Origin of the sequence: Rhizorhabdus argentea, assembly GCF_037861105.1 — a bacterium.
Taxonomy (GTDB): domain Bacteria; phylum Pseudomonadota; class Alphaproteobacteria; order Sphingomonadales; family Sphingomonadaceae; genus Rhizorhabdus; species Rhizorhabdus argentea.
Genome location: NZ_JBANFK010000028.1, coordinates 1 through 24,966, shown reverse-complemented (window position 1 = coordinate 24,966; position 24,966 = coordinate 1). Strand labels below are relative to the sequence as shown.

At 59.2% G+C, this 24,966-nt stretch carries 20 protein-coding genes and 2 pseudogenes; 18 read left to right on the top strand and 4 right to left on the bottom strand.

The window, feature by feature from the left end; translation table 11 throughout:
• Positions 1 to 109 precede the first annotated feature (109 nt).
• From AAC645_RS18280 to AAC645_RS18260, 5 genes are all read left to right on the top strand, one after another.
• Complete coding sequence (locus tag AAC645_RS18280; protein WP_340318016.1) at positions 110 to 307, top strand: hypothetical protein; 198 nt, start codon at positions 110 to 112, stop codon at positions 305 to 307.
• 24 nt (positions 308 to 331) lie between these two features.
• Entirely contained in the window at positions 332 to 778 is a 447-nt protein-coding gene (tnpA, locus tag AAC645_RS18275) for an IS66-like element accessory protein TnpA (protein WP_340318015.1), read from the top strand.
• Complete coding sequence (gene tnpB / locus AAC645_RS18270; protein ID WP_340318014.1) at positions 775 to 1,122, top strand: IS66 family insertion sequence element accessory protein TnpB; 348 nt, start codon at positions 775 to 777, stop codon at positions 1,120 to 1,122. The genes tnpA and tnpB overlap by 4 nt, the downstream gene beginning before the upstream one ends.
• 89 nt (positions 1,123 to 1,211) lie before the next feature.
• Positions 1,212 to 2,717, top strand: a complete 1,506-nt coding sequence (gene tnpC / locus AAC645_RS18265; protein WP_340318037.1) for an IS66 family transposase — start codon at positions 1,212 to 1,214, stop codon at positions 2,715 to 2,717.
• A gap of 93 nt (positions 2,718 to 2,810) precedes the next feature.
• Positions 2,811 to 4,172 carry a DUF6438 domain-containing protein gene (locus AAC645_RS18260; protein ID WP_340318013.1) on the top strand — a complete coding sequence of 454 codons (1,362 nt, stop codon included), beginning with the start codon at positions 2,811 to 2,813 and terminating at the stop codon, positions 4,170 to 4,172.
• A 236-nt stretch (positions 4,173 to 4,408) separates the two neighbouring features.
• Here AAC645_RS18260 and AAC645_RS18255 read toward each other — a convergent pair whose 3' ends face one another.
• Entirely contained in the window at positions 4,409 to 5,404 is a 996-nt protein-coding gene (locus AAC645_RS18255; RefSeq protein ID WP_340318012.1) for an AraC family transcriptional regulator, read from the bottom strand.
• 307 nt (positions 5,405 to 5,711) lie between these two features.
• Between AAC645_RS18255 and AAC645_RS18250 the strand changes: the two genes are divergently transcribed.
• The 8 genes and pseudogenes from AAC645_RS18250 (at position 5,712) to AAC645_RS18215 (ending at position 14,827) form a co-directional block, all read left to right on the top strand.
• A complete protein-coding gene (locus tag AAC645_RS18250; RefSeq protein WP_340318011.1) occupies positions 5,712 to 6,626 on the top strand; it encodes an MBL fold metallo-hydrolase in 915 nt (304 codons plus the stop codon).
• Between the two features lie 70 nt (positions 6,627 to 6,696).
• A complete protein-coding gene (locus AAC645_RS18245; protein ID WP_340318010.1) occupies positions 6,697 to 7,695 on the top strand; it encodes an NADP-dependent oxidoreductase in 999 nt (332 codons plus the stop codon).
• A 54-nt stretch (positions 7,696 to 7,749) separates the two neighbouring features.
• Positions 7,750 to 8,031, top strand: coding sequence for a DUF1330 domain-containing protein (locus AAC645_RS18240; protein WP_340318009.1), 282 nt, complete (start codon positions 7,750 to 7,752; stop codon positions 8,029 to 8,031).
• Between the two features lie 85 nt (positions 8,032 to 8,116).
• Complete coding sequence (locus AAC645_RS18235; RefSeq protein WP_340318008.1) at positions 8,117 to 8,563, top strand: SRPBCC family protein; 447 nt, start codon at positions 8,117 to 8,119, stop codon at positions 8,561 to 8,563.
• Positions 8,564 to 8,575: 12 nt separating this feature from the next.
• Entirely contained in the window at positions 8,576 to 9,523 is a 948-nt protein-coding gene (locus AAC645_RS18230; RefSeq protein WP_340318007.1) for an LLM class F420-dependent oxidoreductase, read from the top strand.
• A gap of 72 nt (positions 9,524 to 9,595) precedes the next feature.
• Positions 9,596 to 10,045: a nuclear transport factor 2 family protein gene (locus AAC645_RS18225; RefSeq protein WP_340318006.1), complete on the top strand. Its 450-nt coding sequence runs from the start codon at positions 9,596 to 9,598 to the stop codon at positions 10,043 to 10,045.
• Between the two features lie 406 nt (positions 10,046 to 10,451).
• On the top strand, positions 10,452 to 12,998 hold the full coding sequence (locus tag AAC645_RS18220; RefSeq protein WP_340318005.1) for a TonB-dependent receptor: 2,547 nt from the start codon (positions 10,452 to 10,454) through the stop codon (positions 12,996 to 12,998).
• Positions 12,999 to 13,484: 486 nt separating this feature from the next.
• Positions 13,485 to 14,827 (top strand): annotated as a pseudogene (locus AAC645_RS18215) (IS701 family transposase).
• A gap of 2 nt (positions 14,828 to 14,829) precedes the next feature.
• Here the strand turns inward: AAC645_RS18215 and AAC645_RS18210 are convergent.
• Positions 14,830 to 17,067, bottom strand: coding sequence for a TonB-dependent receptor (locus AAC645_RS18210; protein WP_340318004.1), 2,238 nt, complete (start codon positions 17,065 to 17,067; stop codon positions 14,830 to 14,832).
• 106 nt (positions 17,068 to 17,173) lie between these two features.
• The gene (locus tag AAC645_RS18205; protein ID WP_340318003.1) at positions 17,174 to 17,410 is read right to left on the bottom strand and encodes a hypothetical protein; all 237 of its coding nucleotides are present in this window, start codon (positions 17,408 to 17,410) and stop codon (positions 17,174 to 17,176) included.
• A 206-nt stretch (positions 17,411 to 17,616) separates the two neighbouring features.
• On the opposite strand from AAC645_RS18205, the pseudogene AAC645_RS18200 reads away from it, so the two are divergent.
• Positions 17,617 to 17,880, top strand: a pseudogene (locus tag AAC645_RS18200) (hypothetical protein); the annotation flags it as partial.
• 26 nt (positions 17,881 to 17,906) lie between these two features.
• Here AAC645_RS18200 and AAC645_RS18195 read toward each other — a convergent pair.
• Positions 17,907 to 18,824 carry a LysR family transcriptional regulator gene (locus AAC645_RS18195; protein ID WP_340318002.1) on the bottom strand — a complete coding sequence of 306 codons (918 nt, stop codon included), beginning with the start codon at positions 18,822 to 18,824 and terminating at the stop codon, positions 17,907 to 17,909.
• Between the two features lie 363 nt (positions 18,825 to 19,187).
• On the opposite strand from AAC645_RS18195, the gene AAC645_RS18190 reads away from it, so the two are divergent.
• The 4 genes from AAC645_RS18190 (at position 19,188) to AAC645_RS18175 (ending at position 24,550) form a co-directional block, all read left to right on the top strand.
• Entirely contained in the window at positions 19,188 to 20,117 is a 930-nt protein-coding gene (locus AAC645_RS18190; protein ID WP_340318001.1) for a DUF6473 family protein, read from the top strand.
• A gap of 160 nt (positions 20,118 to 20,277) precedes the next feature.
• Complete coding sequence (locus AAC645_RS18185; RefSeq protein WP_340318000.1) at positions 20,278 to 21,465, top strand: sulfotransferase family protein; 1,188 nt, start codon at positions 20,278 to 20,280, stop codon at positions 21,463 to 21,465.
• Positions 21,466 to 21,811: 346 nt separating this feature from the next.
• A complete protein-coding gene (locus AAC645_RS18180; RefSeq protein ID WP_340317999.1) occupies positions 21,812 to 22,144 on the top strand; it encodes a hypothetical protein in 333 nt (110 codons plus the stop codon).
• 135 nt (positions 22,145 to 22,279) lie between these two features.
• The gene (locus AAC645_RS18175) at positions 22,280 to 24,550 is read left to right on the top strand and encodes a molybdopterin-containing oxidoreductase family protein (protein ID WP_340317998.1); all 2,271 of its coding nucleotides are present in this window, start codon (positions 22,280 to 22,282) and stop codon (positions 24,548 to 24,550) included.
• Positions 24,551 to 24,966 lie beyond the last annotated feature (416 nt).

Genomic DNA, 24,966 nt, shown 5'->3' with positions numbered 1-24,966 from the left:
AATAGCACCAATGCTCCGATTCGAAGCGAAGTCGAGCGAATACTCGAGCTGGAAAGCTGCGTCTGGACTGTGCGCGCTTACTCGTCCGTGGTGTCCACGGGAGGTGCCCATGGACATTGAGGAACGAGCGGAATTGGTGAGGCGACTATTTTCGCTGATGACAGCGAAGCTCGAGGATGCCGCCAGCGAAGCCGTGGACGGGCAGGGGACTACTCAATCCCACCACGATCAGATCGTACGAGCGGATCGGGTTGAGCGTAAGCGTGGCCGGGAGGCCGCCTTGCATGCCGATGCCTTCATAGGCTGATTGCCGCTCTTTGCGGGAGCGGCGATGTCACAGGATAGCGAGGGCGGCGGGACGAGTAGTCATACGACCACTCGTACGAGCAGTCGGATCGAGGTGGTGGGCCGGGTATCGGGGCGGCGACGCTGGACGGTTGAGCAGAAGCTGTCGGTTCTGAGGGATGCTTTCGGCCCAGGTGGCTCGGTTCGGTTGGCCTGCGACCGGCACGAGGTCGGCAGCGGGTTGATCTACACATGGCGGCGCCTGACGATGTCAGGCGAGTTGACCGGGATGGTGCCGCCATCGTTGCCATCGGCCGGGCCAGCCTTTGCCGAGGTGGAAGTGGCGGGGTCAGTTGTGCCGGCGGTGCCGCAACCCTGCGCTGGCAGCTTTGGCCAGATCGGGATCGAGTTGCCCTCCGGCGTGCGGGTGACCGTCGATACTGCGGTGGATGCCGAAGCCCTCGCCAGGGTGCTTGCCGTGCTGCAGCGATGATCGCGCTGCCGCCCTCGACCAGGATATTCCTCGCCTGCGGGGCGACCGATATGCGCAAGGGGTTCGACGGCCTTGCTGTGCTGGTACAACAGGTACTGGAGACGAGCCCCCATTGCGGCGCGCTGTTCGCCTTTCGTGGCAAGCGTGGCGATCTGGTCAAGCTGCTATGGTACGATGGCCAAGGGCTGTGCCTCTATTCCAAGCGGATGGACCGTGGCCGCTTCGTCTGGCCAACGACGAAGGCGGGTAAGGTCAGCCTGACCTCGGCCCAGCTTTCCATGCTGCTCGAGGGTATCGACTGGCGCCGGCCCGAGCGCACGACAGAGCCGCTTCTGGCCGGATAAAACGGCAGATTTGTTCGGTTTTGCTGGCACCGAGCGGTGCAATTCGCTAAAAGATCGTCGTGTCGGATCAAGCCTCTTGCCCTATCGACATGGACGCCCGGCTCGCCGAGCTGGAAGCCGCTTTGGCGGCGCGCGACACGCTGATCGCAACGCTGCGTTTCCAACTTGCCCAGCTTCGGCGGATGAGTTTCGGCCAGTCGTCGGAGAAGCTGTCGCAGCAGATCGAGCAACTCGAGCTGACGCTTGAAGAGTTGGAGGGCGAAGCGGCGAGCGCCGATGTCGCGAAGTCGGAGACGGCCAGCGAAGCAGCTCGTCCGGTCCCGGTTCGCCAGCTTCCAGCCCATCTCCCCCGCGCCGAGCGCCGGATTGAACCGGAGGCCGGAAGCTGCACCTGCCCCGATTGTGGTGGTGCCTTGCGCCCTCTCGCCGAGGACAGTGACGAGATGCTCGACGTCGCGCCGGTGCAGTGGCGCGTCCTTCGCACCGTGCGGCCCAAGTATTCCTGCCGGAGCTGCGAGAGGATCATTCAAGCGCCGGCCCCGGTGAAGGCCGCGGCCCGCGGCAAGGCCAGCTTCGCGACCCTTGCCCATGTGGTGGTGAACAAGTTCGATCATCATCTGCCGCTTTACCGGCAGGCGGAGATCATGGCCGCGCAGGGCATCGAGCTCGATCGTTCAACGCTCGCCGGTTGGGCTGGCCAGGCCGCCGCCCTGCTCGATCCGATCGTGACGCGCATCCGCGAGGAAGGGCTCAAGGCCGGCAAGCTGCACGTCGACGATACGCCGGTGCCGATGTTGGTGCCGGGCAAGGGGAAGACCGCGCAGGCCCGGCTCTGGGCCTATGTCGTCGATGACCGCCCCTCGGGTGCCACGACGCCGGCGTTGGTCTGGTACCGGTTCACCCCCGATCGCAGCGGCATTCACCCCCAGACCGAGCTCAAGACCTTTGCCGGGCTGCTCCAGGCCGATGGCTACGCCGGATACGACAGGCTCTATGAGGGCGGCCGCGTGCAAGAAGTCGCCTGCTGGGCGCACTTCCGGCGCAAGATCTTCGAGAACCACCAGACCAGCCCGACACCGCTGACCACGGACCTGCTCGAACGGATCGCCTGGCTCTACCGGATCGAGGAGGAGATACGCGGGGGCCCACCCGACGTCCGGCGACGACAGCGCCAAGAACGAAGCCGGTCACAGATCGAGGATCTGCGCGGTGCCATTGACGATGCCTTGCGCCGCCTATCGCCCAAGTCAGCAATGGCCAAGGCACTCTCCTATGGCCGCAAGCGCTGGGATGCACTGACCCGGTTCCTCGACGACGGCACCGCTGAGATCGACAACAACGCTGCCGAGCGGGCGATGCGCACCATCGCCATCGGCCGGAAGAACTGGCTGTTTGCTGGATCGAAAGCCGGCGGTGAACGCGCCGCCGCGATCTACACCGTCATCGAGACCTGCAAGCTCAACGGCGTCGAACCGCAGGCATACATCGCTGACGTCATCGAGAAGATCGCCAGTGGCTGGCCCGCCGCGCGCTGGGACGAGCTCATGCCGTGGAACTGGCGCCCAGACTTCCAGGCGATCGCCAAAGCCGCGTAGGCAATGTCGCAATTCGCCCAAAGGCGGACATTCCGAGCCACTTGTTCCAGATCAGTGCTGCCGCCATACTCCGATCGATGCAACGGGGGCGCTATGCCGATCAAGAAACCAATCTCGTTAGTGGCATGTCTGGTAATCAGCTTGCCAATTGCCTCGTCATCCGCGGTTGGCGCAGCAAAAGCAATCGACCAATCAAAGGTTGCGATCACGCTTGAGCGATCCGCGTGCTTTGGCCCCTGTCCGGTCTACAAGGTCACGATTTACGGAGACGGACGCGTGGTTTTCACGACTGCCACAGAACCCGTCGATCCCGTTGACGAGGTCCACCGACGCTTCGCACAATCTGACGGTGTCCTCTTGCCTGGCACCCATAAGGACAAGGTTTCTGCTGATGCCGTCGCAGCGCTCATCCAGAAATTCCAAGCGGCCCGTTTCTGGAGCTTACGGGCGGCCTATCGCACTCCCGTCACCGACAGCCCATCGTATGTTGTCACCTTCGACACGGGGAAGTCACGAAAGACCGTGACCGACTACGTAGGTGAGCAAAGTGGCATGCCGCACACCCTCACCGAACTTGAAGAAGCAATTGATCAGGTGGCCGGAACGGACAGATGGGTGCGCGGCACGAAAGGCTTGCTGTCATGGCTTGAGCAGAACGGCTTCGATTTTCACTCAGAACAAGCTGCTGATTTGGCCGTATCAGCCGCATTCGGCGGCGGCGATGAAGAAACTGTGATCGGCCTCATCGATCATGGGGCGCCGCTGGACGGCAATGCGACAGCAAGTGGCAGTTGGAGCGCATCCCCAATCGTGCCCACCAAATCCGCAGGTGTCCTGATCACAGAAAGTGCCATCAAGCGCGGGCAAGCGAAGTTGTTCCGCCGCATGGCTGCGTCGGGATGGGTTGAAAAAATCAGTAAAGCCAACGCCGCACAGGCATTTGCGCGATATGCTGCCGGTTGCTCTCCCGAGTTGGTTGATGCTGTAGTGGACGCAGGCCTGGATATTGACGTGGGGGCTCAGCGCAGCGCGGATGATAGCCCAGATAGTCCTCAAGGTAAGACGGCGTTAGCGGAACTGGCAGGTTCTTACGCCTGCGAGGGGCGGGAAGCGGATCGCGTAAAAACCGCTGAGCGGCTGCTCGCACGCGGAGCCAATCCCAACAGTCCCGACAGCCTTGGACGAACACCATTGTATGGGGTCGAAAGTCTCGACCTGTTGAATTTCCTACTTCAACACGGCGCAGATGCCACAACGATGAGCAAGGACGGGCAAAGCATGGTTTTTGGCAGTTGGACGGATGCCATCGTCCTTCGCCTTCTTGAAGCTGGCGCAAGTCCTGCTGGCCACTACGATGTCGATGGTGTCAGGACTTTGGCAGAGCAGGCTAAGCATCGGAAAATGCCGCTGGTTGCCAAGTGGCTGGCTGCCCATCCAGAGGCATACCGTCGGTAGACGAAGGACGTCGCGCCGCAGACTCTTGCCAACGGCAGCTTCCCACGAATTATCGACATTCCGCGGCCTTCAGACCTCGCTTACGGTTGAGCTGCTAGCTCGGGACGTGGGCCTGCTGGCTGAAGCTGCGGCCGCCATCCTGCGGAGCGAGGAACCTTAATCGGGCTCATGTGGCGGTGACAGCGCTGCAGCCAACCGCGAAGATGATAGTCCGACATTGCAGTGTCGGTGCGTAATCAGGCTTCCGCTGTCGCTTCGCCAGCGACCTGTGCCAGACGCACTACGCTCGGAGTGGCGTGATAGCGCTTCTTGAAGCTGCGGGTGAAGTGAGCGTTGCTCTTGAAGCCCTCACTATAGGCAATAGTTGCTATATTCTGATCGGCGAAGCGGGAATCCCCTAATTTGGCATGGGCCCGCGCCAGCCGTAGGTTCCAGACATAATCACGAAACATGATCCCACGATCGTTTAGCAAGGCCTGAACACGCCGCGGATGCATGCCGCACGCCTGCGCGACTTTCGCGAGACTGAGGTCAAGATCGCTAAGATGGCGCTCTATGTACGCCAGGATGTCGTTTGCTCCGCTTCGGCCGCTCAGGCTGTTAAGTTCAACCTTCTCAGCGCTCGGCTCCATGGCGTCGATCGTTGCACCGATACCAGCCATGACGAATTCTTCCGCGCTGCGCGAAGAGAATTGGTGCCGTTCCGAGAGCAGGCGCAGGAAGACATCCCGTGCGAAGCTGGCGATGCCCGCGGATACCGGAACGGGCATTGCGATCATGTCGTCAACATTTGCGAACAGCCCCTGCATTTCATGAGCGGGGATGGTGACGAACAGTGAATTGTGCACCCCGCACTCGCTTTTCAGCGCGTCCGCGCGCGCCGGGTCAGAGCTGCGATAGACGACAAATTGGTTCGGGAGGCACAGCTTGCACCGACCATGCTGGGTCAGCGAAACGGCTCCCTCAAGTGGAAAACACAGCATGTAAAGTTGCGCACTGTCTTCTCGTATGCGACGCCATGTCCGTTCTGTGCGGATCGTAGCGCCGCCCGACGTACGAAAATTGGAAACAAGGATCGATCCCGCCTGAACGACCCGGCAACCCATGTCGACTTCGCCGGCCACATCAAGAAAATCTATGTCCATCGCGAAAAGGTTACGCGCGAAAAACCTGTCCAGCTCATGCGGGGTGCGCAGTCCCTCCTCGCTTCTGAAGGGCATTTGCTCGATCATGTGCCACCACTCCTCTCCGAGCGATTCTGCTTTGCACAGCAATATTATAGGTACGAACTAGATCCACAACCTCGACTCCGCAAGGATGCATATCTGGAACAAGGGCGTGTCGCACCGGCCAGACAAATGCGTCCATCCAAACCTTCGGCGGGAGCGGCAGTGGGACGCGCGTTCGGTCAATCGGCGAACGTCCAGAGTCAATGAAATCTACGCCTCGGATTACCGAAACGCTTGTATGCCGCTGTTGGACGTGACGCGGTTTACCCCGACGCACGTTGGCCGACGATGAGGTTAGGCACTGGGCACATTGCCAAAACGGGCGCTGGCCGAAGAAAGGAAGTATCTCATGGAGAGTTTTAGCGTCGGCACGATGAAGGTGTATCGCGTCGAGGAGTTGCGTGGACCGCTTCCGCCCGATTACCTATTCGTCGGTTACGAGCAGGAAGCCTGGCTTGCGCGCGAAGAGGAGTTCACGCCAAAGTACTTCCGCGACGGGGCCTGTAACGCATTCGTCCAGAGCTGGATAATCGATACTGGCGAAAAGGTGATTCTGTTCGACACCGGTGTCGGCAATCAAAAGGCGCGGCCGGCGGTCGATTTCTTCGACCAACTCGACACCGGCTTCCTGAGCGAGATGGAAAGAATCGGCTTTCCTCGGGAACGGATCGACATCGTCGTGAATTCGCACCTCCACGTCGATCATGTCGGCTGGAACACACTGCGAGAGGACGGTGAATGGAGACCCACCTTTCCGAACGCCAAGTACATTTTCTCGGAACTCGATCGCGATCACTGGGATCCGGCAAATTGGGGCCGGACCGAGCCGCGAGGTACGGGAATCAACCAAAACGTCTTTGAGGACAGTGTTCAGCCGATCCTCGACGCCGACTTGGCCGAGATCGTCGGCGCGGGATATCAGGTCGCTCCGGGCCTCACTCTTTCCTATGCGCCTGGACACACGCCTGGACAGATGGTGATGACCGCACAGTCCGGCGATGCTGCCGCGCTGTTCGTCGGCGACACGCTGCATCACCCGATGCAAATCTATCGACCCGACTGGAGCAGTGCCTTCTGCGAAGATCCGGTGCTCTCGGCGAAAACACGCTCCGAGATTCTTGGCCTCGCCAGCGACATGAACGCGCGCCTCGTTCCAGCCCATTTCGGCGGCAAGCACTGGGTCTGGGTCGAGCGCGACAATCGCGGGTTTAAATTTTCTGATTGAACGGCGGGAAGATGACTCTGATTTTCGAAGGGGCGCCCGCGATCTGCACCAGAAGGGAGAGACTGAATCGATGAACAACCGCCAGGTCCTGCTCGCGACAAAGAAGCCCGGCATACCGCAGTCGGATCAGTTCCGGATTGTCGAGACGCCCCTTCGCGATTTGAACGACGGTGAAATTCTCGTTCGCAATATGTTCCTATCGGTGGATCCGGCAATGAAGGGCTGGGTCGCTGATACGCGCGACAACATGTCCGAGTTGTTCGAAGGCGACGTGATGAAGGCGCAGGCAGTGGGGGAGGTTATCGCATCGCGCGACGACGGCTACGTGAAGGGCGAGATCCTCGTCGGTTTCTTCAACTGGCAGGAATATGCGGTTATTACGCCTGCCGATGTCTGGCGGCGCTATATCGAGACGGATCTGCCATTGTCGCTGGGCCTTGGGGTGCTGGGCTTGACGGGGCTCACGGCGCATCGTGCTCTCCTGTCGCTCGGGAATCCGCAGCCCGGCGAAACGGTGCTGGTTTCAACCGCCGCGGGGGCATGCGGTTCGGCTGTGGGGCAGATCGCGAAACTGAAGGGATGTCGGACCATCGGCATTACCGGTAGCGACGCGAAGATGGCAATCTGCAAGAGCCGCTTCGGTTACGATGAGGCCGTGAACTACAAGTCGACGGACTTCGAGGCCAAGCTCGGCGAGGTTTGCGGCGGGTCGGTGAACATCTATTTCGACAACACCGCTGGCCCTGTCAGCGACGCGGCCCACCAGCAACTGGCCCATTTCGCGCGCGTGGTGATCTGCGGGACGGCATCGGTCGCGAACTGGAATCCGCCGCCGCTCGGTCCGCGGCTCGAACGGCTCATTCTCACCCACCGTTTGCGTATCGAGGGCTTCGTCGTTTTCGATCACATGCCCCGGCCCGAGGAAGCGATTGCGGAGATGGCGGCATGGGTTCGCGAGGGTAAGTTGGACTATAGCGAGGATATCCTGGAAGGCCTCGATTCCTGTCCCGACGCGATTGCGGGTCTCTATCGCGGGGACAATCTCGGCAAGCGGATCATCCGAATCTGAAGACGCCCAGATCGGGCGCAGGCAGCGGAAGGCTATCCTGTGAGCATATATGTCGTGTCGGTTCTCGATAAGCAGGACCCGGAAACCTACATGGAATATTCCCGCAGGGCCCGTGTGGCACTGGCCGAAGTCGGAGGCGAAATCGTGGTTTCGTCTGATGCGCCGGCATTCCTGGAGGGCGGGGAGGGGGCCAACCGACTGGTCATCCTGCGCTTCAACGATGAGGAAGCCTTGGATCGCTGGTGGAACTCCGCGGAATATCAGGCGGCGATTCCGTTCCGTCACAAGTCGGCGAAAACCTTCTTCGTGGCCAAGGTTCCGGGGTTCGAAGGCTGATCGAGGCCTTGCTTTGGCAGGCCAAAGCCGAGTGGCAGTAATCGCGGCGCCCCTATGGCATCGGGCCCGCAGGAGGGAGAGAAACATGGCGGTGAAAACGACGGCAATCGTCAATGCTTCGGTCGGCAAGGTGTGGGCGCTGGTTTCCGATGTCGGGGGGCTGATGCGCTGGTACCCGATGGTGCGGAAATGCGAGGCGACCGGCTCCGGCCGTGGCGCTACGCGCAAGGTGGCTTTCGACGACTGGTGGGCCACCGAACTGCTGACCGAGATCGATGACGAGGCCCATAGGCTCAACTACCTTATCACAGACAGCCGTCGCCCGATTGCCATCGGCGCATCGGGCCGTATGACGCTCAGCGTCACCGGAGAGGGTTCAACCCGCCTGGAATGGATGACGCGCAACGCGCCGGACAACCCTCATGGCGCCGAACTCGATGCTCAGCTTGCCGCCTACTATCCCGAGCGGGTCAATCATTTGCGCGCCGCCCTCGGCTTGCCGGCACGAGACTGCGTCGCGTCCTTGATTTGAAGGTAAAAGAACATGAAAATCGGAATCTCGATCCCAAACAACTGGGGAGTTCCGGACGCGCCAAGCCTCATCGACCTGGCGGTACAAGCCGAGGACCGCGGGTTCGCCTCGGTGTGGACATCCGAGCACCTCATCAATCTCGATTATGTCCGGGCACGTATCGGTGACGGCGCTTATTATCATCCGCTGGCCATGTTGTCGGCAATCGCTGCGCGCACAAATCGCATCCAATTGGGCACATCGGTCCTCGTCCTGCCTTTCCACAGTCCATTCGACGTCGCGAAGTACATCGCCACGCTTGACCAGATTTCGCGCGGTCGCGTCATTCTGGGCGTCGGTGTCGGCAATGTGCGGGAAGAGTTCGATGTGCTGGGCATCCCTTGGGCAAGGCGCGGGGCGATCACCGATGAATCGCTCGACGTCATTCGCGCCCTTTGGACCCAGGAGGACGCCCGGCACGAGGGCGAGCGCTGGCAATTCAGCGGCATACGTACATCGCCCAAGCCCTATCGCGGCAGGCGGGTGCCGATCTGGATTGGCGGCATGAGCCGTGCCGCCAGCAAGCGGGCGGTGCGCGTAGGTGACGGCTGGCATCCCACCGGTATCACGCCGGCACAACTGCGCGAGCAGGCGGACGCCATTCGCGAACTGGCCCGGGCAAATGGACGGGATCCCGACTCGGTCGAAATCTGCATGCGGTTCAACGTGGCGCTCGATGACGCCGAGATCACCGAGGTGGAACTGCGCTCGACGGTCAAGGGCGGCGACATGGCGCGCGCAGCCGATATTGCGGGACAGTTCCGCGATGCGGGCGCGACGCACTTCATCTTCGCGCTGAACTCTCATGACGCAGCGGTGCTGAGCCGGACGGTGGATCAGTTCGCGGAGGAGCTTCTGCCGAATTTCGCTGACGACGGCGGCTGTGCCGGGTTCGCCCGGGGCAGATCGGTTACCGGATAAGTGGGAGGCGAGTGAACTTCCGGCTGTGCCTGCGCGTGCCAAAGGGCTGGTGCCCAGAAAGAGGAGCGGTTTATGACGATCGAAGAGCGTATTGGACGCATTGAGGATATTCAGGAGATCACGCGTCTCAAATCCTATTATACCGAACTGGCCGACAGCAGCGCGGAGAAGCCCCATACGGGCGCGGAGATCAGCTCGCTCTTCACCGAAGATGCGTCCTGGCATATCGTGGCGACCGGCGCTCCACCGGTCATCGGATCGGCCGCGATCAAGGCGCAGTTCGATGACGCCACGCTTTTTCCCTATTCCTATCATCTACTCGGCAATCCTCATATCGAGCTGAATGGCGATAGCGCGAAGGGCCGGTGGCATGTCGCCGTCGCCTTCAACGCGCGGGATGTTGGCTCGATGTGGACGACGGCTTATTACGACGACGAGTTCGTCCGTACATCCGATGGCTGGCGGATCAAGAGCCTGCGCTGCTCGGCATCGGCCATTGCACCCTTCGGTCAGGGGTGGTGAATCGGGCGCGCAATAGAACAGGCCTATGGTGGCCGGTGCGACGAAGGATCGGGTTTGGGTGGCACCTGTCTTGGCAATCGGCGGGAGGGCGGCTCTAGTCTCCTCGCGGTGGAGAAATCCTCCTATTGGATCCGCGCCGCGATGACGCGTTCGGTCAATTGATCTGCGTGCTGCGTCAATCGAACGGTCACCCCGCCGGGGCGGATCCATATAAGATGCTTGTGTTGGCCAGCCGCGCGAAGGGCGGGGCGGACGCCGGCGGACGATAATATGGCGCCTTGTGGCAATGGTCGAAGGCGCAAACTCAAAAGGTCGTTGCCGGCGGTTTGGCGGAGCAACGGCTTGGACCACATCGGTAACGCGCGGTGGGATGGAAAATGCCGAAAAACGGCGGAAGGGGGAGGAAGTGAGGGCTATATCAGCGTGGATCGACAGTGTGGCGGTGGCAGGGTTGATGATTCCGACCATTGCCGTAGCGCAGAGCGAGCGCCCGGCTGTTCAGGCGGCATCGCCGACCGGATCCGCCACCTCGTCGCCGGATCAGGAGCAGCCCGGAGAGATCATCGTCACCGCCAACAAGCGCGAGCAGCGGCTTAGCGACGTCGGTCTCGCCATAACCGCCCTTTCGGGGGAGGCGTTGAAGGCGCAGCACATCACGACGCTGGCGGATATCGCTGCCACCATACCCGGCCTCAGCTTCACTCCGTCGCAAACCTCGACCCCCGTTTATACGCTGCGCGGGGTTGGCTTTTACGAGACCTCGCTTGCCGCTTATCCCACCGCCAGCGTCTATATGGACCAGGTGCCGTTGCCGTTCCCGGCGCTGACCACCCACACGAGCTTCGATCTTGAGCGGGTCGAGGTGCTCAAAGGCCCGCAGGGTACGTTATTTGGACAGAACTCAACCGGCGGCGCGATCAACTTCATCGCCGCCAAGCCGACCCGCGAGTTCGAGGCTGGCGGCGATATCAGCTATGGTCGCTTCAATCGCTTCGAGGGCAATGCCTATGTCAGCGGGCCGCTCACCGACACGTTGCGGGGCCGCATAGCCGTCACCGGCGCGCGCGCAGACGACTGGCAATATAGCTATTCCGATCATGCGCTGCCGGGGGTGACCGGGACCGTGACCAATCCGGGCCAGCCCGCCTACCGGGCGGGCCGCGATACCATCGGCCAAACCGAATATTATGCCGGTCGCATATTGCTCGATTGGAGGCCAAGCGATCGACTAAGCTTCAACTTCAGTACGAACGGGTGGCGTGACCGGAGCGATCCGCAAGTGCCGCAATATCAGACATTGCTATCCCAAATTGCGGCGACGACCCCTCCCGCGCTACGGGCTTTTCCCTTCGCCCCAAACAAGGCGCGGGCCGCCGAATGGTCGCCCAATCCGCGTCCCCACGCAGACAACCGTCTGCTGCAGGCGGCGGCCCGTGCCAACTGGGAGTTCGTCGATGGAGCTAATCTGACGACGATATCGTCCTATCTCGACTATAAGCAACGTGCCGGTTACGAAACCGATGGCACGCCCTTTTATAACAACGACTTCATCACGGATATTGGCCGGATCAAGAGCTTCAGCCAGGAGATCCGCCTCTCTAACTCCGGCCAGTCCCGCTTCCGCTGGATTCTGGGCGTGAATTACGAGAAGAGCAACGTCTTCGAGCAGCAGCAGAACCTGTTCGGTTTCAGCGCTGCCGCTGTGGCGTTCGGATTCAATCCCTTCAACCCGGTCGATGACCCCAATACGACCTCGGGCGCCGACAACAACGCAACGCAGCGGATGCGGAACCTGGCGGGTTTCGCCAACGCCGAATATGACATCAGCAGTCAGATCACTCTCAAGGCCGGCATTCGCTATACCGATGCCCGCCGGCGCGTGAATCAATGCGTCGGCGATATCCAGGGAAATGCCGGAACACCGGGATCATTGAAGGGCATAGAGGACGGTATTTCCGCGGCCTATCAGCTCGGCTTCATCCCCGTCCCCGGGCTTACCCCGGTCACTGTGCCCGTTCTCGATCCAGTGTGCTCCGCGATTGACAACGTCACCAGCGACGGAACGCCCGCAACCTATCGCACGGGGGCTTATGTCGCGAAGCTGAACCAGAACAATATTTCCTGGCGAGTCGGCATAGATTACAAGATCCGGCCCGGCTTCCTGCTCTACCTCAATGTTGCCAACGGCTATAAGGCCGGCAGCTTTCCCGTTGCCTCGGCAGCGACCTTTGAGCAGTTCAACCCAGTCACGCAGGAACGGCTCACCGACTACGAAGCTGGCTTCAAGTTGAATGTCTTCGACCACAAGCTGGAACTTGCCGGTGCCGGATTCTATTATTCATACAAGAACAAGCAACTTCGCGCGAAACTCGTTGATCCGCTATTTGGTGTTTTGGACCGGCTTGTGAATGTACCGAAGTCTCGCATCATCGGGGGGGAGCTGCAAGCAACATGGCATCCCACCGCCGGATTGGCATTGAGTGCCTCGACCAGCATCCTGGACAGCAACATCACGAGGTTCACGGGTCTGAACACGCAGGGTGGGCCAATGGAGTATAGAGGATCGACAATTCCCTATACTCCGAAATATCAATTACGCCTGATGGGCGATTATACATGGAATATGGGAAATCTCGTGCCATTTGTAGGTATCGTGGTGGCGATGCGTAGTCACACTATTACCAACATCGGCGGTGCGAGGGGCATCATCGTCACACCCGATTTCGCCTCATCGCGGCCGCTTGACGACACTTTCACGATCAACGGCTACACGACGGTCGATTTGCGGGTAGGTATCGGTGCGCTCGACGGCGACTGGACCGCCACGCTTTTCGGGAAGAATGTTCTCAACAAATTCTACCTCACCAACATCTATACCGACTATGACACGATCGGGCGCTTTACCGGGCAGCCGGCTACCTGGGGCGTGACGCTCGCCTTAAGGTTCCGATGATGGCCGTTCAGCGGACACAATGCGATAGGGATTGGAATAGTTTCGCACGGTCGACGAGAAGCCGACTGTCGGCTGTGGATGGCTCCCGCGTTGCAAGTGTAAAGTGATGATCTGGCCGTTGGGTGCAGTCGTCTATCAGGCCTGTTGATGCAGTCGGTGTAGGCTGCTGGCCCTGATGGGGTCCGCGAACAAGGTCCGATCGGGTTTGCAGGCTATTACGCCTATGACAGTCCTTGGGTTGTCCTTGTTCCCGGTCCGACCGGTTTTGCCATCACATCCTTCGCTCTCACAACCTCTTGAAGCTGATCTCCTCAGCTAAGCTCTTGATCTATGCTGCCGCCAGCATAGGCGCACCCCCGCGTTCGAAGACGCCGCCGCGCGCCATGACCGCCCATGCGACCCTAGCACTACTTTGGCAGGTTGAAGGAACCGACTGGAATCTTCGTTGATTCTCGTGTGTCAGTGTAGGCTGACGGATCACGTGCGATGGCGGTGGACGAGAACTGGCGGATTGATCTGGAGCGATGGCTGGAGCCGTTTCTGACGGGGCTATCGCATCCAGCACGGCGCAGGATGTGCCCCCTGTATATTGCCGGGTTGACTGGTCCGGGAGATCGCAAAAGCGTGCAGCCGATGGCAACTCGGGGCGATGTAGGCTACGATCAACTCCATCATTTTGTTGCGGCGGGCATTTGGGACAGCGCTCCTTTGGAGGCGGCTTTGCTGGCAGAAGCGGACCGTCTGGTCGGCGGCGAAGATGCATTTCTGGTCATCGACGACACAGCGCTCCCGAAGAAAGGGCGCCATTCGGTCGGTGTTGCACCACAATATGCGTCTTCGCTCGGTAAGACGTCGAACAGCCAATCGCTGGTGTCGGTGACACTGGCATCGGGCGAAGTGCCGGTGATGGTGGGTCTCCGGTTGTTTTTGCCGGAAAGTTGGACGAGCGACCCGGATCGCATGACGCGCGCCCGGATACCAGCCGAACGACAGGTCGCCTTGTCGAAGCCCGAGATTGCGATCGAGGAGATCGACCGCGTCATCGCGTCTGGCGTTCGCTTCGGTTGCGTGCTTGCCGACGCGGGCTACGGATCCAGCGCGCCCTTCCGCCATGCGCTGAGCGAGCGAGGTCTCCTTTGGGCGGTTGGCATGTCCCGGCGGCAGATGGTCTATCCAGCCGATGTCGCCATGATCTTTTCAACAGAGAAAGCCCGTAAGCCGCGAAAGCACCACATCTCGGATAGGTCGCCGGCCTCAGCCGAGGAGATGTTGGCCGGCGAGACGTTGCGGAAGCTAAGCTGGCGGCGCGGCACGAAGGGGCCGCTCGTCTGCCATTTTGCCGCCCGGCGCGTCCGCATCGCCGACGGCCACAAACACCGCATTTTCAACAAGGGCGTCTCCAGAATGCCCGGTGACGAAGGCTGGATTGTCGGTGAGCGCAGGTCGACCGGAGAACGAAAACACTATATCTCGAACCTGCCTGCTGATGCCTCACTCAAAACATTGGCCGCCGCGGTCAAAGCCCGGTGGATTTGTGAGCAGGCCCATCAGCAACTCAAAGAGGAACTCGGCCTCGATCATTTCGAAGGACGGTCCTGGACGGGATTACACCGACATAGCTTGATGACGATGATTGCCTACGCCTTCCTCCAGTCCCGCCGCCTCAAGGCAGCGGGACGGAAAAAAAGAGTCTCGGGCCCGCCGCCGCAACCCAGCATGCCGGCTGTCAGGCAAGCCATTCTTGACCTCTTCGCACGACCGCCCCCGCGACGATGCCCTCCTTGCGAAAAGCCTCTCGCGCCCCTGCAAAACCTAAAGTGCCAAAGTAGTGCTAGTAGTTGTACTCAAGCCGAAGGCCGTACGTTCTGGGCGGAGCAGGGGCTTCGCTAAAGCCATACGGCGAGGTCTCTGCGGCGAGCACGTATTTCGCGTCAAATACATTGTCTACGTAGAAACCAAAGCGGATAGTTCCAGCAGGGGGGCTGACGTAGCCTGACACATTAACAAGAGCGAGCGATCCAGCGTGATCAGTCCTCAGAACCCCACCAGCGCCAGGCGTAATGTCGATCTCCGAACGATACGTCACGAGGCCAGCCAAATTCGCCGCCCACTCCCCGATTGCAAAATCATAGGAAGAATTCAGTGAACCGCTCCATTCCGGGGTCTGAGGCGGAGTGGTTCCGCTCAGGTTCGCAAAACAGGCAAACAGCGGGACACCCGGCGCTGTTTGACAGAACTGCGGTGCGCTGACGTAGTTTTGGTATCGCGCATGCTGCCAGGCGCCCGAGAACCCCATCGTGAGCCCCTCAAGCGGCGTATCGTACTGGCCTTCAACCTCGAGACCGTAATTCTTCATCCCGCCGGCATTGGTAACGATCGTTCCCCCAGAGTTGAAATCCAGGAACGGCACCTGCTGATTCTTGTTTTTAAGGTAGAAAGCCGCCACCCTCAGACTTAAGTGCCCATCAAGGGCTGATTGCTTGAAGCCAATTTCGTGGGAAGCGATTTTTTCTGGCTGGACTTCATTCACGGGGAACACCGCCGGACCAGGAAAACCGCCGGCTTTAAAGCCGCGCGTATAGCTATAATAGACGTTTGTCGGACCGTTGTCCCAAGCTAAGACAAAGCGTGGGGTAAAGGCGTTCTGCTTTGAATTTTCCTTGAAGGTGAATCCACCGGGAACGCCCACTATCTGCCCGAAGGCCGGGTTGGTTTCACCGACCAGGGAACGCTTGTCCTCTGTGTATCGTCCGCCAAGTGTTACTTTGAGCTCATCGGTCAAGTCAAAGTAAGCTTCGGCGAACGCGGCATATGATTTCGTCCGACCAACATTGGCGAAGGAAGGGTACGCGCCGAGGGTCGGAAGCGTCGCCGAGTAAAAGCTGCCCCTGAACTCGGGATCGAATATCCCTCTATCGTTGTAATACGAAGCACCGACCAGAAAATTGAGCGGACCGTCGAAATTAGATGTCGCTTGAAAATCCTGCGTGAAGGTCCGGCCGCCGGATCTTCGATTATCGAAGACGAAAAGATCGAGCCCTGTGAGGTCGCTATCCGACGCGTTGTTACGAACGTCCTGACGCCGATAGGTCGACGTGCTTTGCAACGTAAACGCCCCCACGTCCTGCTGAATGCGTAGGTTCGCGCCGTAGTACTCGGATCGCGCGGGGAACAGCACCGCGTTCTTGTTCGCCTTATAGAAGGACGTGTCCGAGTAATCGACGCCCGACATAATGCAGCCAAGGCACGTATCACGAGATCCCGGGTGCAAGCGTAACGTGTCATTGCGTGTGCGAAGTTTTGTATATTGTCCGCCAAGAATAATATCGGTGGACGAGCTCGGCCGCCAACGCAGCTTGCCGCGAACGCTATAGCTTGTGCCACCACCATAACGGATTCCGGTCGGTATATCCTCAACGTATCCGCCGTCGTGGCGGTAGCTCGCGGTGCCCCGAAACGACAAAGTTTCGGTAATTGGCAAATTGATCATCGCATCGGTCGATTGATGGTCAATGTTCCCTACTTCACCCCGCAGCCGCGCCTCGACACGAGGTGTCGGATCCGCTGTATTGATAATGATCACGCCGCCGGTGGCGTTCCGGCCGTATAGTGTGCCTTGCGGCCCCCGCAGAACCTGAATGCTGCCAATATCGAAATTCTGAAGAAGATCGGAAACGCCGAGATTACGCGTTAAATATGCACCATCGTCGTACACCGGCACTTGCGATTCAAGACCAACGGTTACGTATTGAGTGCCAATGCCACGAATATAAGCTTGAAAAAAGCCGGCTGTTTTTTGGAAGCGCGCGCCCGGAGTTACCTTGGCTATGTCCAAAACACTTCTCAGTCCCAGCGCCTGGGCTTGGTCTGCATTAACTGCGGTCACGGCCAATGGCACGTCCTGCAGCTTCTGTTCCTTACGCTGAGCAGTAACAACGATGTCGCCGATGTCCCCAGCAGGCGTCGACGATGCGCCCTCGGACGGATCCTGCCCTACCGGCTCGGCATAAGCGACGCCAGAAGCCGAAAGAATCGCCGCAGCCGATACAAAGAGTATGTTTTTGTTCATTTTACTCCCCCCCCCCCGAAAATCTTATTTTGGTTAAGCATTTGCGCAGATATCCGACTCGGAATATGGTTTGTCCAATGCATACTTGGCGTAGAACTTATGTTATCTAGGCATAGCCCACGTCTCTATCGGCCCGGAAAGCTATAGCCTGGCGGCGCAACTGATCAGCATCGAACAGGGCCTCCTTATTCGGATGACCTAGGTAGCGGCCCGGCTTTGCAGGCGGCGAGATCAGATGTTGTTTGTAGAGACTGTGGTTCAGCTTCGGCGCGAGCATGCGAATGGCGAGGCGCTCAAGGCGATCGCACGTGGCCCGCACGACGATCACGAGATCGCCGATCATGCCCTCTGGACGCAAGGTGGGGGGCTTTCGCTCGCGTTGATCGAGACGATGCCGTTCGGCGAGATTGATGATGACTGCACCGACCGGTGTATGCCGCTGTCAAGGACCCGCGAAGACCTCGTGTGGCGGTGGACGCTGACGCCGCTGCTCAAGCGCGCCGGCGGCCCAGTACGCTATGTGAGCGTTGAGGAGATCGGTCGCGAGTCGGTTTCATTACGCCGCTCACCCATAGTTTCTGCGAAAGCTGCAGTCGCGTGGGGACGACCTGTACGGGCAAGCTCAACATCTGTCTGGAGCAGGACGCCGCGGACGTGCGGGGTCCGCTGCCCGCGCACGCCGATAAGGACGCGCGGATGCTCGCCGCCATCCGCGAGGCGATCACACGCACACCAACCGGCCACGATCTTCATATTGATCGCCGCGGCGACACCCGCGCCGTCCCCCGGCCGATGTCGATGACGGGGGGCTGAGTATGGCAAAGAGGGCATCATGCCCATCAAGAGTTAGGCAACAAGGCCGTACGGCGCCATAAGTCACTAAGTTTATTGCGGAAGCGCTCGATCATCTGCGTGGCGGCCGGCGAGAGCGAACGTCGTGCCAACGAATGTATCATCATTTGCAAGGTCGTCTCTTGCTCCCCCGGGCCCAGCGGCAATTCACGCAGTCGGCCTTGTTCGATCGCTTCTTGCGCCTGGAAGGGTGTCGTTACCCAAATCCCGTCGCTCCGCTCCGCCAGATCGGAAAGCACGGCGCTGTCCTCGACGATCATGTTGCCACCCTCTCGCAAGTGGGGCTTCAACCATGCCGGCATAAGCGGCAACCCACTAACGCGCGCCGCGAGCATGAGAGGATATTTCCCGATTTCGCTTTGGGCAGTTGACAGGAGTGGATGATCGGCCCGGACCAGTACGCCCATCGGAAAAAGGCCGAGGACGTCCGCTTGCACGATCGCCGGTTTCGGACAGTGCCCTCCCGCGTAGATAAAGAACTCTATCTGCTCTGCCTCGAGCAACGAAAACAGTGCGTCGGCGCTGTGAACATTGACGTTTATATCGAGATCAGGTGCCGCCTTCATGCACTCGTTAAGTGCCGAGGGTAGCAGTACGCTTGCCGGAAGGGGGCCCATTCCGAACGATAACTTTCCCTCCACGCCGGCCGCCGACTTTCTGGCCAGCTGCCGCAGTCCCTCGACCTCGGCCAAGATTGCGCTCGCACGGGTGGCAAACGCCTGCCCAGTAACCGTTAAGTGAACGCCTCCCTTATCTCTGTCGAATAACGATATCCGCTCATTCCGCTCAACGGCCTGAATACTACGCGACAACGCGGGCTGTGATATGCCCAATTCCTCAGCCGCCTTGGTGAAGTTCAGGGTTCGTGCCAAAATGGCAACATGCTTCAGGGTACGAAGATCCACCCACCTCTCCTTCTGAAATGCACAATGTTATGCATCTCAGTTATCAACGGTTGCTATCTCATGCAATGGCCGCTGTTACGGAAGGTTCGACGGACCACAAAAATCGTTGCACATGTCCATCTTATGCATAAATCGCATAACATTCTAACTCCATATGCATTGGACAGCATGAAGATCAATAGAATATCACAGAAAGCGACCGAAGAGCGAAGCGCGTTAAAAGGCTGGAGGCACCTACCTCTTCAATATGACTGAACGACCATCGCGGAGGGCGCGGGATGCGTGCCTCGTGACTTAGCTGCCGATTGGCACGCGCCTGCCTCAGATATCCTTATTGTGACAATCGCTTATGGGAGAAATGTCGTGGTTAACTATCATTTCAAGGCCGACGACCACCCTAATGAATGGTTCATGGATTATTCCAAGCGTGATTACGAGATCGTTGATTATGGCTATTACGAGTTGCCGGAAGCGCCCGACGTTAAGTTCCGGGCGCCGCTGGTGCCGGCCGAGGACATGGCCGACGGAAACTATTTCTCTTGCGTCGGCGGAGCGCACACCAAGGGCGTCTATATCGAACATGCTTATCCGGAGGTGCTCGCGGATCGCATCGGCGTGCCGTCTCTGAACCTCGGCCTTGGCGGTGCCGGGCCCGGCTTTTACCTAATGAACCCAGCCTTGATCGACGTTATGAATCGCGGACGCTTCGTCATTCTTCAGTTGATGACGGCCCGTACCGAGCCTAATTCTGCGTTTGCGCCTTACGGCTTCGTTGAATCGTTGTTCGATATCGCCGCGCAGAAGCCGATCACGTCAATGGAAGCATGGACACGCATCTTCAACGAGGAGCCCGACAAGGCACCGCAATATGTAGCAGAAAGCCGCGCAAACTGGTTGAGGCGTCACCATGAGTTGCTCGACAGAATCACGGTACCCGTCATCCTGTTCTATTTCTCAGATCGGCCTCTTGACCAGCCCATAGACTACGATGCGCGCAGCACCCTGGAGATTATGCGCGGCTTTCCGCACTTCGTCGATGTGCCTAGCGTCGAGGCGCTGAAGCCTCGGTGCGCCGCGTATGCTGAATGTACCAGCGTTCGCAATTTCCCACACCCATTGATGAGCCGGTTCACGGGCGAGCAGGTGGAAGTTAATAGCGGAGCAATACTAAGCTACGCCGAGGGTTTCAAGTTCACCGTGAACGATTATTATCCCTCTTCCGAAATGCACCAGGATGCCGCTGTCGTTCTGGAACGGGTTGTGAGGAACCTTCCCATCGCCCCCGCCGGATGATCCGGGGCAAAGGCTTTTGATCATGGGCCGTTCGTCTGAAGTGTAGCGCATGATTCAACGTGAGAGAGAATATTGACATAGGCGATCCCCAAATATTGTGTGCGACATTTTCGCGTCATGCGCCGCTGTGGTAGCTCTTAAGCGGGATGAAGGAGAGGTAATGGTTTTTGCAGACCGATTGGGAGAGTTTCACGAGCAAGCGCGCAACGCAACGGGCTTTGACGACTTTGGTTCCGGCCACTATTTAGCGCCGATGCGCCTGTATCTAGAGGCCATCGATAAGGGGCCGCGACTGAGCGAGACTGGTCTAGCTGTGACCGCCGGCATGATGGTGAGCCTACTGACTGGCAGGCTGGTTACCCAAAAGGGCTTGAAGCAATATCCCCAAAGCCAGGATACGCCGATAAAACGGCCGATCTTCATCATCGGCCTAACCAGATCGGGTACGACGGCATTACATCGGCTGATCGCGTGCGATCCTAACGTGCAACATTTGCCATATTGGCTGGCGGAATGGCCCATGCCGCGTCCGCCGCGCGAGACTTGGGAATCGCACCCGGCTTATCAGCGCGCTGATGCCGCCTTCTCCGCTTTCGCGGCCACCATGGATCAGGCGCTGCTTGATATTCATCCCATGGCAGCGGACAAGGCAGACGAATGTCTATACCTTATCGATCAGACATTCTGCTCCAACAGATTTGGCGCAACCGCGGATGTTCCCGACTATCAGAATTGGTGGATTCATTCGGACAAGTGCTCCGCCTATGAATATTACAAAAAGGCACTCGCGCTAATCGCGAACGGAGATTCGCGGCGCTGGATTTTAAAAGACCCCACGCATCTTTTTTGCCTCGATGCGATTTTCGCCGTTTTCCCGGACGCTTGCGTGGTGCAGACACATAGAGAGCCCTTTGATGCAATGCTCTCCACGGCCAACCTAATGTATCTTGTCCGGCAGATGCGCGAGCCCGATTTGACGCCAAGCGAAACAGCCCAGCAGGTCGTCGGACTTTGGTCTCAAGGCCTCGAAGCCATGGAGAGGGCCCGGCGTCGTTATAATCCAGCGCAATTTCTCGATCTTCACATGCTGGAAGTCAAAAGGGACCCGATCGGCTGTCTGGAGCGGATCTACGACAAATTCGATGTGGCCATTCCTGCGGAAACGCGGGCGGCGTGGGAGCGCGAGATTACGGCCAATCCCAATCAGTCCCACGGACGCAGCCTCTTTGATCCCCGCGATTTTTGTCTGGACAAAACGGGTGTGGCATCGGCTGTGGGAACCTATCGCGAGCGGTACCAAGCTGTTTGCGAGGCTGCCGAAATTCGACGAGACCGAGATGAAGTCTAAGGTCCTTAGCTCGCCGGATGCTGTCGTTTGCAATCAATACGTGGGGGGTGTGTTTTGCGAATTAGGTGGCACTCAGACAAGGCGATAAGCAAAGGCTCCCGTTTTCAGCGCGTATAGGCGAACGTTCGTTAGATGAAAGCTATCGTGATTTCTATGAAAGCGCGTAGGAACGTGGAGGTTGGAGAGCCAGGTATGCACCTGGAACTGGCGCGACGAACGCAAGACGAGTCGGGGCCTGGAAAAGGTCTCGTATCTAATGACAGAAATTTGCCTAAATAGGCTCGGCTGGTCGAATATAATAAGAGTTTCGTAGAGGATCACCGTAATAGGCATTGGGGAGCAGCATATGACTAACATTTCACCCGGCATGGCACTGATGTTTCTTGTTTCAATCGGCGCCCAGGTAGCGGGCGTATTTCTGTTGCCGCTGACCCGCGGGCTGACGCAGCCACTCCCTACACTCGCAGCGGCAGCGGCTTTTCTGCTCGGCCTAGGGCTTTTGGCACGAATTTCCCATGCTGGAATTAACCTAAGCTCTCTAATGCCAATCATAGCTGCAACCGTGCCGCTAGCCGCAGTCGCAATAGGCATCTTTGCTTATGGTGAGACGGCATCACTCGCCAAGGTCGCAACGTTGGTGGCTTCCTGTGCACTTGTGGGCGTCGCGAGTACCCTTTGATCAGCAGAAGCCACGTATGGGCTTAAAGGAATTAATTGCAACCGCCCTCCTGCATCATCCGGGCAGATGCGTAATAGGCCGCGGACTTTGAGGAAGGATTGTTAATGAAAGTGCCAGGAGCAATACGATCCCTCAATGGCGCTCATAAGCGTTGCAGTGGCGCGGCCGGGAGAGCTGTTCTCCTATGTAAATCTGGAGCAGCGGGTGCGGCCGGACCATCTGCTGCGGGTGCTCGGGACGATCAGCGTGGACAGGAGATCTGAAGTGGCCAAACACGTTACCTATTGCCGTAACTGCGCCGCCCTGTGTGGGCTTGAGATCACGGAAGAGGGCGGCACGGTAACGGATATCCGCGGTGACCGCGATCACCCGATTTCGGCGGGCTATTTCTGCATCAAGGGAGCGGCCACCAAGGCATTCCACAATGGTGAAGATCGGCTGCTGAACAGTATGCGTCGTAACGCGGAAGGACGGTTCAGTCCCATTGGCGCCGAGCTCGCGATGGACGAGATCCACGAAAAGCTGATCGCCATCATCGCCGAACATGGCGTCGAGTCGGTTGCGCTCTATGCCGGTACCGGTGCGAATTGCAACGCGCTGAGCGTTCCAATGGCCAAGGCGTGGATGGACGCGATCGGATCGCCCTATATCTTTTCCAGCATGACGGTCGATCAATCGGCCAAGTGGGTGACGGCTGCCCGCATGGGAGTGTTCGCCACGGGCAAGCACAGGGGGCCGGATGTCGATGTGCTGATGATCGTGGGATCCAATCCCGCTGCTTCGCACGGATCATTTGGGCTGCCGCCGGCGAACGCGATGAAGCATGTGCGGTCGGCAAAGCAGGCCGGCATGAAATTGATCGTCGTCGATCCCCGCAAGACCGAGATCGCGCGGGCGGCGGATATCCATGTGCAGCTGCATCCGGGGCAGGACGCCACATTGTTTGCCGGGCTGATCCACATGGTTCTTGAACGCAATCTAGCGGACGAGGTGTTCTGCGCCCGGTTCACGATGTCGCGTGATCGGCTGCGGGATGCGGTTGATGCGTTCAGCCCGGATTATGTCGCTGCGCGCACCGGCGTCGCTATCGAGACGCTCGAGCAGGTGGTCGATATGTTCACCAGTGCGCGGCGCAAGTCGGCTCACTCCGGCACCGGTCCCAACATGGGCCCCAATTCGAATCTGGCCGAGCACATGATCGAGACGTTCACCGCGCTGTGCGGTGGCTATCGTCGTGCCGGCGATCTGCTGCGCAATACCGGATATTATCAAGGCGTTCCGACCAGGGAGATGGTATTTCCGGCCAACCGGACCTGGGAAGGTGGGGCAAAGCTGCGCACCGTCGATATCGGGCCGATCGGCGGCGAATATCCGACTTCGCGGTTGCCATCCGAAATCATCGGCAATGGCGATGGGAAGATCCGTGCCCTTATTCAGGTGGGCGGCAATCTGGTGAAGGCGCTGCCGGAACCCGATCGGGTGATACCTGTCTTCCGTGAGCTCGAACTGTTCGTATCTGTCGATACGCGCGAAACCGTCACGGGGCGTCTCGCCCATTATCAGATCGCCACCAGCGGCCATTATGAGCATTATGACATGATGGCCGGCCTGGAATATATGGCGCCGGCCACGTTCGTGCAGATGGCCAAACCCTTGCTTCAGCGCCCCGAAGGGGTGATCGAGGACTGGGAGTTCTTCCACGGCCTGGCGCGTCGGATGGGCAAGACGCTCCATATGCGACGGCCCTATTACGGCCTTGCCCACCGCGACATCCCTGGGCCTGAAATCGCGGTGATCGACGACACGAAGGCCGAGGATCTGATCCGCTGGCTGGTGGATACCGGCATCGGCAGCTATGATGAGCTGGAGAAGCATCCTCACGGCCAGAGCTTCAAGGAGGCGGAGACGATCATCGAACCGGCGGCCGATGACGATGGCGCGAGGCTCGATCTTTGTCCGGAGGACGTCGAGGCCGAGCTTCGAGTGGTCCGGCGGACCGAGGATGAGGTCCCGGGCTACCCGTATCGCTTGATCCCCCGCCGTCTGATCGAGGTCATGAACAGCGCTTACACCGGCGCCTCGCAGACACGCCGTCGTTATCCGACAAATCCCATCTTCATGAACGAACAGGATATGGGACGCCTCAACGTCTCGGACGGAGGCGCCGTCAGGCTGACGTCGCCAACGGGCGGTGTGGTGATTGGCCGGGTTCGCAAGGACTTGGGGTTGCAGCCCGGTGTCATCTCGATGTGTCACGGCTGGGGCAATCCGGATTTGCCGGGCGAGCAGGATCCCGACGCCTTTTCCGGTCGCCTGGTGTCCCTGGACAAGGACTTGGAGTTCATCAACTTCATGCCGCGGCAAAGCGCGGTCCCCGTCGACGTGCAGCGGCATGAGTCAGCCTGAAGGCGGCGGAGGATTATCGCGACTGGTTCAGTTGCGGCTACTGGGCGGGGCTATGCCTCGCAGGCAATCATGGCTCGGTCGGCACATTGTCTCTCAATAGCCGATAGGCCGACCATGACCGCTGTCAGAACATTTGGCGCAACTCGCGGCACAAATTATGCAGAGTCTGGGCGTCGTTTGGGTAGTCGATGTTTTCGCAGAGGATGAGCGCAGATCAACCGCTCGCTCCGCCAGCAAGGATTGAAAACGCGGGCATGAGAGGATCAAACATCGTCTTGGGGTCATCTTCGGCTCACATTTATACTTTGAATGGCGACTTCGCCTCTAAGAGAAAGCCAAGAGAGAAACCATGAACGCATCCGAATTGCTGAGGACGGCTTCGGCGAGGACCGGCTTGAATGATTTCGGGCCCGATG

What these genes read in the sequence shown, in the direction of transcription:
- AAC645_RS18255 (WP_340318012.1), bottom strand. Translation starts at nt 5,404, where the DNA reads ATGATCGAGCAAATGCCCTTCAGAAGCGAGGAGGGACTGCGCACCCCG.
- tnpA (WP_340318015.1), top strand. Translation starts at nt 332, where the DNA reads ATGTCACAGGATAGCGAGGGCGGCGGGACGAGTAGTCATACGACCACT.
- AAC645_RS18235 (WP_340318008.1), top strand. Translation starts at nt 8,117, where the DNA reads ATGGCGGTGAAAACGACGGCAATCGTCAATGCTTCGGTCGGCAAGGTG.
- AAC645_RS18260 (WP_340318013.1), top strand. Translation starts at nt 2,811, where the DNA reads ATGCCGATCAAGAAACCAATCTCGTTAGTGGCATGTCTGGTAATCAGC.
- AAC645_RS18180 (WP_340317999.1), top strand. Translation starts at nt 21,812, where the DNA reads ATGACTAACATTTCACCCGGCATGGCACTGATGTTTCTTGTTTCAATC.
- AAC645_RS18225 (WP_340318006.1), top strand. Translation starts at nt 9,596, where the DNA reads ATGACGATCGAAGAGCGTATTGGACGCATTGAGGATATTCAGGAGATC.
- AAC645_RS18230 (WP_340318007.1), top strand. Translation starts at nt 8,576, where the DNA reads ATGAAAATCGGAATCTCGATCCCAAACAACTGGGGAGTTCCGGACGCG.
- AAC645_RS18205 (WP_340318003.1), bottom strand. Translation starts at nt 17,410, where the DNA reads ATGATCGGCGATCTCGTGATCGTCGTGCGGGCCACGTGCGATCGCCTT.
- AAC645_RS18210 (WP_340318004.1), bottom strand. Translation starts at nt 17,067, where the DNA reads ATGAACAAAAACATACTCTTTGTATCGGCTGCGGCGATTCTTTCGGCT.
- tnpC (WP_340318037.1), top strand. Translation starts at nt 1,212, where the DNA reads ATGGACGCCCGGCTCGCCGAGCTGGAAGCCGCTTTGGCGGCGCGCGAC.
- AAC645_RS18280 (WP_340318016.1), top strand. Translation starts at nt 110, where the DNA reads ATGGACATTGAGGAACGAGCGGAATTGGTGAGGCGACTATTTTCGCTG.
- AAC645_RS18245 (WP_340318010.1), top strand. Translation starts at nt 6,697, where the DNA reads ATGAACAACCGCCAGGTCCTGCTCGCGACAAAGAAGCCCGGCATACCG.
- tnpB (WP_340318014.1), top strand. Translation starts at nt 775, where the DNA reads ATGATCGCGCTGCCGCCCTCGACCAGGATATTCCTCGCCTGCGGGGCG.
- AAC645_RS18185 (WP_340318000.1), top strand. Translation starts at nt 20,278, where the DNA reads ATGGTTTTTGCAGACCGATTGGGAGAGTTTCACGAGCAAGCGCGCAAC.
- AAC645_RS18175 (WP_340317998.1), top strand. Translation starts at nt 22,280, where the DNA reads ATGGCGCTCATAAGCGTTGCAGTGGCGCGGCCGGGAGAGCTGTTCTCC.